Origin of the sequence: uncultured Bacteroides sp., from assembly GCF_905207245.1 — a bacterium.
Lineage (GTDB): Bacteria > Bacteroidota > Bacteroidia > Bacteroidales > Bacteroidaceae > Bacteroides.
Map to the genome: position 1 here is coordinate 40,488 of NZ_CAJLKP010000047.1, position 7,220 is coordinate 47,707.

A 7,220-nucleotide genomic window follows, 5' to 3' on the forward strand; every position below is an offset into this window, starting at 1 on the left:
CCCTCAATACAAATGAGAAAGGAGTTAAATGAAATTAGTTCATGGCAGTTTATTTAGCGGTTTTGATGCCCCGAGTGTAGCAGCTTCCTGGATGGGATGGAAAAATGCCTTTCACTGTGAGATAAATGATTTTTGTAACAAGATACTGAAATATTGGTTCCCTAACTCAGAACATTATGAAGACATTACCAAAACAGACTTTAGACAATGGAGAGGAAGAATTGATGTCCTTACAGGGGGATTTCCTTGCCAGCCTTTCTCCGTTGCAGGTCAAAGAAGGGGAGCGGATGATAACCGTTACCTCTGGCCGCACATGCTCCGTGCTATACGGGAAATCCGACCCACTTGGGTTATTGGTGAAAACGTTGCTGGAATCCTCACGATGGTTCAGCCCGGCGAGGAGACTGAAATGGGAATCCAAACCTCTCTTTTCGGAGAAGATAACCGAAAAAGAATATTGCTACGACAAGAGTATGTTGTCGAAACCATCTGTAAAGACCTTGAGCGAGAAGGATATTCCGTCCAACCGATACTTATTCCGGCTTGTGCCGTCGGAGCGCCCCACAGAAGAGACAGGATGTGGTTTGTTGCCCACAGGAATAATGTTACAGACTCCGACATCTGTTCAGACATTGGAGTCTCCAGAGAAGATGCGAGCCCGTGTCGCAAGAAATGGTTACAGGAACGGAACGAAATATGGAAGCCTGACAAGTCAGATAATGTACGATCCGAAATTCAAAGACCTTCTTCCAACTCCCAATGCCCGGGAAGCGGACAAATACACGAAGAAGTACAACCCGAAGAGCCAGATGGGGACTGCGTTGACTGCAATGGCTATGAATGGGATGCTACCAACTCCAACAGCGAGAAGCTACAAGAATGGCTCAAAACCGGAAGACGGTCGAACGAAGCGGAAAATAGAGCAAGGATGGACAATGGAATTGAACGATTTGGCAGCTTGCGGTATGCTCCCTACTCCTACAACAAACGATTACAAGGGTGCATCAACTTTGGAAGCGTTGGAAAAGAGAAGAAGAAATCCAGCTACGAACAGTTTAGTGGATCGCTTTCCCCAGACTGGAAAAACTTCCCAACTCAATCCCCTGTTTGTCGAGGAAATGATGGGCTTCCCTTTAATGTGGACGACCTTACCATTCCTTTCACAAAGTGGAGACAGGAATCAGTCAAAGGATATGGAAACGCCATCGTTCCGCAGGTGATTCTTGAGATATTTAAAGCAATAGAAGAAGTAGAACAATAAAGAAATGAACATAGGACTATTAGCAGTTGATAGTAATTATCCAAATCTCGCATTGATGAAGATAAGCAGTTATCACAAGGCAAGAGGCGATAATGTGGAATGGTATAATCCATTGTGCCATTACGATAAAGTCTATGCCGCCAAAGTATTCAGTTTCACACCTAATTATGGATATTACATAAACACTGATGAACTGGAGACTGGAGGAACCGGCATTAATGTTGATAAGACACTGCCTCTTGAAATAGACCGCTTGCAGCCAGACTATTCGCTTTACAATCTTGATACTAAGACAGCTTACGGGTTTCTTACTCGCGGGTGCCCCAACAAGTGCAAGTGGTGCGTGGTACCGAAGAAAGAAGGTCCGATAGCGCCATACATGGATGTTGAGGAGATAGCAATCGACGGTCGAAAGAATCTTATCCTGATGGATAATAATGTGCTTGCTTCTGGCTATGGACTACGGCAGATAGAAAAGATTGCAAAATTGAAGCTCCATGTAGATTTTAATCAGGGTTTAGATGCTCGTTTAGTAACGGATGATATTGCCCGATTACTTGCAAAAGTGAAATGGCTTAAGCGCATTCGTTTTGGTTGTGATACTCCTGGGCAAATAGCAGAAGTTGAAAGGGCTGCATCATTGATTGATAAGTATGGCTATAAAGGAGAATACTTCCTGTACTGCATCTTGATGGACTTTAAAGAGAGCTTTTATCGGATAAATTATTGGAAGCATGTAAGCCCTCGATTTGTACCTCATGCGCAACCATATAGAAGTTTGAATAATCCTCGGCAGACCATACCTCAATGGCAAAAGGATATGGCACACTGGGCTGATCGAAAAGAACTGTATATGAGTTGCGAGTTTAAAGACTTTACCCCACGAAAGGGATTTAAGTGTAGTGAATATTTTTATAACAATTAGAGTAAAACAAGAAAAATATGAATAAAAAGATAATAATATCACTTACGACTTTTCGCGGTCAGTGCGTGGAAGCTGTTCACTATTATGTGTCTGTAGAGTATTACGATAGTTGTAATGACTTCCGTAATGATAAGATAAGAAGACCTATTACGCAACAGGAGATAGATTCTAATGGAGATAGATTCTATTCATACGAAGCGGGAGAACCGACGGAATGCTTTAATTCTTGGCAAGAAGCAATTGAAGCGGCAACAGGGTATATCACAACTAATGACTTAAAGGGTGATGTTTTCGTAGATGGTGTTCCCAATAAGGGAACATTGACATTAGAACAAGCTCTATCCCCGGAATTGGACACGAGAAAAAAATGTTCAAAATGTGGTAAGGTGTTCGGAGCTGGAGAAGGGCTTTATAATTTTCCGTCTGGAGCACTTTGTGTACAGTGCTATAAGAACTCTAAAAAGTAATATTCAAATCAATAAAGAAAGGAGCTAATATGCGTGAAGATATAATGTACGTTATCGTTTATCCTGATGGTCTTATCGCAATGAATACGCAGAAATTCTACCGAAACATCTGTATTAGAGAATGGTGTGAGGGATGCTCCCGAACATGGAAACAATGGTATAAGATGGGATATCGCTGTAAAAAAGTGAAAGTGACATTTGAAATAATTGATTAATAACAAAATAATAATGAATAAAACCTTATGGTGTACAGGTAACCGTATCCATAAAATGAGTACAAGTAATAATTCAACTGGTGGTGGTATCGGCTTTTGTGGACTCCTTTCAATAGTTTTTATAATCTTGAAATTGACACATTATATTGATTGGTCTTGGTGGTGGGTTCTGTCCCCGTTATGGCTTCCGTTAGCGGTGATATTATCTATTGTCCTAATCGTTTTAGTGTTGCAGGCTATGCTTACCCCATAGCTAAATCGAATAGAGATATGAAGAAATATCAATTTGAGGAAATAACATTTTGGCTTTCACTTATTGCGTGTTTGATGGCTTGGATAGACGTAAAACGTAAACGTAAAAATTACAAATGAATAATATTAGAGAAAAGAAGCGTAAGGGTCCGGCAGAAGAACGTAAGCCGGATACTACAACCAACGTGAGTAACCTTGATGAAATCATTGCTCGGCAGAGGGAAAGAGAAAAGAAACTCTACCCCATCCGGGTATCCGGTACAACGGTGATCTATGTTACCAGGAATAAGGCTACCCCACAATATGCAGAAGAGTATAAGCGTGATAAATTGATGAGGCTTAAACATGAGAGCAAAGAAAAGGAAAATACTCACTAAAAAAGTCTATTCGAGAGTTACTCCGGAAACTTATCAAAGACTTGATGCGATCAAGAGCAAATACGGTTTCAGTAGTGTATACGAGATTATCCAATCTTTGATTCATTGTTTTCTCCGTGTTGCTGATCCTGCCAGTGATGCACAAACAGAGCCTGTTCCTTATGATATAGAGGCTATGTTTGATGAGATGTCCGAGGCAGAGAAGCATGTTGAATTCGAGAAACCTAAACGAAGAGTTTCTCATAAAACCGTGAATGATGAGTAGAAATCCATATTACATTAAGTTGATCGCTTCAAAGGAGTGGAAGAAGCTACGACTCATGAAGCTAAGGGCTAATCCCCTATGTGAGCAGTGCAAGAATGAAGGTCTGGTAGTTCCTGCTACGGAAGTACATCACATAACGCCTGTAGAGTCTGTTGCCGGAGAAAGCCAAATGTATTCTTTGATGTTTCAATATAGTAACCTTATGAGTCTATGCCATGCATGCCATTCAGACATACACAGGCAGATGTTTAGTCATTCAAAAGAAGCTGTGAAAGCCAACCAGCGTAGAGCGACAGAATCCTTCGTTGATAAGTTTTTGAAGTAAATCATTAAATGATATTAAAACAAATATCATTTGTTGCTAAAAAGCTTGTTTTTGATATTAATATTCGTATCTTTGTATTGTATTAATCAAGCGATCATTAACATGAAGTACAATGAACTACATCGGATTCTAAAAAAGAATGGATGTTATCCTTTAGGAAAGACACAAGCGGGGCACCCGCTTTGGTTTAGTCCCAAAACAGGTAAAGAGTTTACTACCAGCCACCACGAAGCGCAGGAAGTAGCTACAGGGACACTGAGAAGCATCAAAAGATTGGCGGGGATTTAACCCCGCCTTCTTTCCGGTATCGCAATGTATATTAAATAAAAAATAAATGAGTATGAAGACAGTAAGAGTATTTATTGAAAGAGGTTCGGACGGTGACTATAGCGCATATATGCCGGATGATGATAATTTGTCTTATGGAATAACCGGTACAGGACATACTATTGAGGAAACAGTAAGGGACTTTAAGGATGCTTATGAAGGAATGAAAGAATATTACGCACAAGAAGGTAAGCCATTTGAGGAAGTAACATTCGATTTTAGTTATGACATTCCTTCTTTTCTGGCTTACTATAGTGACAGGCTATCTCTTGCTGGTCTGGAGCGTATAACAGGAGTAGCGCAAGGACAATTAAGTCATTATGTAAACGGTCATAGAAATCCAAGTAAAAAGACCGCTGAGAAGATACAAGCTGCCTTGCAGCAGTTTGGTAAAGAATTAAGCAACGTTCAATTCGTTTGATTAATACACTTACTTCATGTACGTTGCCAGCCCTACCCTAATAAGGTAGGGCTTTCTTTTTGTTATTAATTCAAAGAATAAGCTAACATTCATAAAGTGAAATCCCTGGCTTTTTCTCATTACGTGTGTCATGTTGCAATGATTATGACTGATTCGCTTTTCAAAATGATATAATTGCAAGATGACGGCTACCATTCTACCGATAAATAGATCATCTAATTGTGCTTACCTGCTTACAGTATGTGGAACCGTGAATAACGCTTTGTTCCACATCTGCCCTCTCCGTGGAACAAAATGTTAAAATATTGTTCCACGGGGGGAGCTTTTTTTTCAAGGGCGGGCCTTCCCTTTGAAACCCACCCCTACCCACAGATACACGCACGAGGTGAAAATATAGGGGGAGGGTGTACCGGGGGAGGGTTTTTATCATAAGTGCCACCCAGATACATTGATACGTAAGTTATGTACATAAATCGTGTGTATGAAACAGAAGAATATTGAGCGAAAACTAAAAAGTTTGATGAAAGAGCAGAAAACTTACTCTAAGCCTATGGACCTGGCTATAGAGCAAGCCTCTATTGTTTTGGCTCAATGTGGAAAGCTCGGTGGAGAACTGGATGAGGCTTCCGGGGTGTTCGATGATAAGGACGGGAATAACCCCAATGTTCAGAAAATGTATCTCATGTTGAAATTGAGCGAGCAGTCTCGTAAATGGCTTCGTGAACTGCATCTGACCTGCGACACAGCGGGAGTATCCACAGAGGAAGACGCTATTTCTAAACTAATAAAAGATATGAAAAATGACAGACAAAAATGAATTAAGGAAACTAAAGGAAGAGGCCCGGGAGAAACTCCGGGGAATCGACTTGCACAGGTATCACCTGGACGTAATAGACGACCGTCTGAATACGTATATTGAAAGCGTAATAGCCGACCCTGACGGGCACAACTTATATGAACTTCTTTCCATCGTGCGGTTTTTCCGCCTGTTGGATACCTACTTCTTCAGGACAGGCGAGGTAAAGAAGTTCATTGTATTTTATGAGAGCCTGCAATTTTCAGGACTGAACGGACGTACCCGGTATAAGCTTACTCCCATACAGGTATTTCAGTTTGCAAATATTCTGGGATTTTACAAGACCGAAGAAAAAAGATTGATTCGTGACGCCCTGCTGTTCGTTCCCCGTAAGTATAGCAAGACTACCTCCGTCGCCTCACTGGCTATTTATGATTTGTTGTTCGGAGATGCGAACGCTCAATCTTATGTAGCCGCCAACAATTACAATCAGGCGCAGATATGTTTTAGTGAAATTAAGGAAATCTTAAAATGTCTCGATCCGAAATTCCGGCATTTCAAGATAAACCGTGAACAGGTATTCAACAAGATGCAGGGTAAGACCTCGTTTGCCCGTTGCCTTGCCAGTAATGCGGATAAACTGGATGGATTAAACGCCTCCATGGTCATACTTGACGAGTATTCACAGGCTGACAGTGCGGCGCTCAAGAATGTACTTACCTCTTCCATGGGCGCCCGTGTAAATCCTCTCACCGTAGTAATTACGACGGCCAGCGATAAATTGGAAAGTCCATTTGTAGACATGCTGGATTCCTATAAGGCCGTTCTTCGCGGAGAGATTGAAAACGATTTCATATTCGCCCATATATTCGAGCCTGACGTAGACGATGCGGAAGACGACCCCCGCACTTGGGGGAAAGTACAGCCGCATCTTGGTGTCACCGTACAGCCGGATTATTACGAAAATGAATACAGGAAAGCCCAAATGAATGCAGATGACATGATGACTTTCCGGACAAAGCTATTGAACATGTTCGTTCAGAATACCGGGAAGATATGGTTCACTGCTTCCGAAGTTGAGGCTATGTCCCGTGATGACGATAATATGAAATCCCTGAAGGGTCGTCCCGACGCCATGGTAGCCGTAGACCTGTCCGTGTGTGATGACTTTAGCGCGGTCAGTTATACGGTCTACATGCCGGATATCCGAAATTTCCATATACATACGGATTATTATTTCCCTGAAGGTGCCCTAAAGAACCACCCTAACGGGGAGCTATACAAGAAATGGGCGGATGCCGGACATCTGAGACTTCTTCCGGGTAATGTGATAGACTACCGGCTTATAGCGGACGATATTAACCGCCGGAACCGTGAGCAAATACGTATCCTTGCCATTGGGTATGACCCATACAAAAGCATGGAATTCGTGAATATCATGTCTGCCAGCGGTGCAAAAAAAGTATTAACCCCTATAAGTCAGACTTATGGCTCATTTACTTCTCCTGTAGAGAGTTTCGAAATAGCCGCTAAGTGGATATTCCAACTAAACTGACCCTCAGTTTCCAATCTAAATTGACCCCTCTAAA

12 protein-coding genes are annotated in these 7,220 nt (G+C 41.7%); all 12 read left to right on the forward strand.

Features of this window, described 5'->3' with window-relative positions:
- Positions 1–28: 28 nt before the first annotated feature.
- A complete protein-coding gene (locus tag QZ135_RS14685; RefSeq protein ID WP_294610741.1) occupies positions 29–1,261 on the forward strand; it encodes a DNA cytosine methyltransferase in 1,233 nt (410 codons plus the stop codon).
- Positions 1,262–1,265: 4 nt separating this feature from the next.
- The gene (locus QZ135_RS14690) at positions 1,266–2,186 is read left to right on the forward strand and encodes a radical SAM protein (protein WP_294610744.1); all 921 of its coding nucleotides are present in this window, start codon (positions 1,266–1,268) and stop codon (positions 2,184–2,186) included.
- Between the two features lie 17 nt (positions 2,187–2,203).
- Positions 2,204–2,653 carry a hypothetical protein gene (locus QZ135_RS14695; protein WP_294610747.1) on the forward strand — a complete coding sequence of 150 codons (450 nt, stop codon included), beginning with the start codon at positions 2,204–2,206 and terminating at the stop codon, positions 2,651–2,653.
- A gap of 29 nt (positions 2,654–2,682) precedes the next feature.
- Positions 2,683–2,868 (forward strand): hypothetical protein, encoded by a 186-nt coding sequence (locus QZ135_RS14700; protein WP_294610749.1) that lies wholly within the window; start codon positions 2,683–2,685, stop codon positions 2,866–2,868.
- Between the two features lie 55 nt (positions 2,869–2,923).
- Positions 2,924–3,121 carry a hypothetical protein gene (locus QZ135_RS24920; protein ID WP_365978960.1) on the forward strand — a complete coding sequence of 66 codons (198 nt, stop codon included), beginning with the start codon at positions 2,924–2,926 and terminating at the stop codon, positions 3,119–3,121.
- A 115-nt stretch (positions 3,122–3,236) separates the two neighbouring features.
- Entirely contained in the window at positions 3,237–3,497 is a 261-nt protein-coding gene (locus tag QZ135_RS14705; RefSeq protein ID WP_294610752.1) for a hypothetical protein, read from the forward strand.
- Positions 3,466–3,762: a hypothetical protein gene (locus QZ135_RS14710; protein ID WP_294610756.1), complete on the forward strand. Its 297-nt coding sequence runs from the start codon at positions 3,466–3,468 to the stop codon at positions 3,760–3,762. Before QZ135_RS14705 ends, QZ135_RS14710 begins: the two co-directional genes overlap by 32 nt.
- 55 nt (positions 3,763–3,817) lie before the next feature.
- Positions 3,818–4,087: an HNH endonuclease gene (locus tag QZ135_RS14715; protein WP_294610759.1), complete on the forward strand. Its 270-nt coding sequence runs from the start codon at positions 3,818–3,820 to the stop codon at positions 4,085–4,087.
- 102 nt (positions 4,088–4,189) lie between these two features.
- Positions 4,190–4,375: a type II toxin-antitoxin system HicA family toxin gene (locus QZ135_RS14720; protein WP_291601972.1), complete on the forward strand. Its 186-nt coding sequence runs from the start codon at positions 4,190–4,192 to the stop codon at positions 4,373–4,375.
- Positions 4,376–4,427: 52 nt separating this feature from the next.
- Positions 4,428–4,835, forward strand: a complete 408-nt coding sequence (locus QZ135_RS14725) for a type II toxin-antitoxin system HicB family antitoxin (RefSeq protein WP_294610762.1) — start codon at positions 4,428–4,430, stop codon at positions 4,833–4,835.
- 481 nt (positions 4,836–5,316) lie between these two features.
- Complete coding sequence (locus QZ135_RS14730; RefSeq protein WP_294610764.1) at positions 5,317–5,652, forward strand: hypothetical protein; 336 nt, start codon at positions 5,317–5,319, stop codon at positions 5,650–5,652.
- The gene (locus QZ135_RS14735) at positions 5,636–7,186 is read left to right on the forward strand and encodes a terminase large subunit (RefSeq protein ID WP_294610766.1); all 1,551 of its coding nucleotides are present in this window, start codon (positions 5,636–5,638) and stop codon (positions 7,184–7,186) included. The genes QZ135_RS14730 and QZ135_RS14735 overlap by 17 nt, the downstream gene beginning before the upstream one ends.
- Positions 7,187–7,220: the final 34 nt, after the last annotated feature.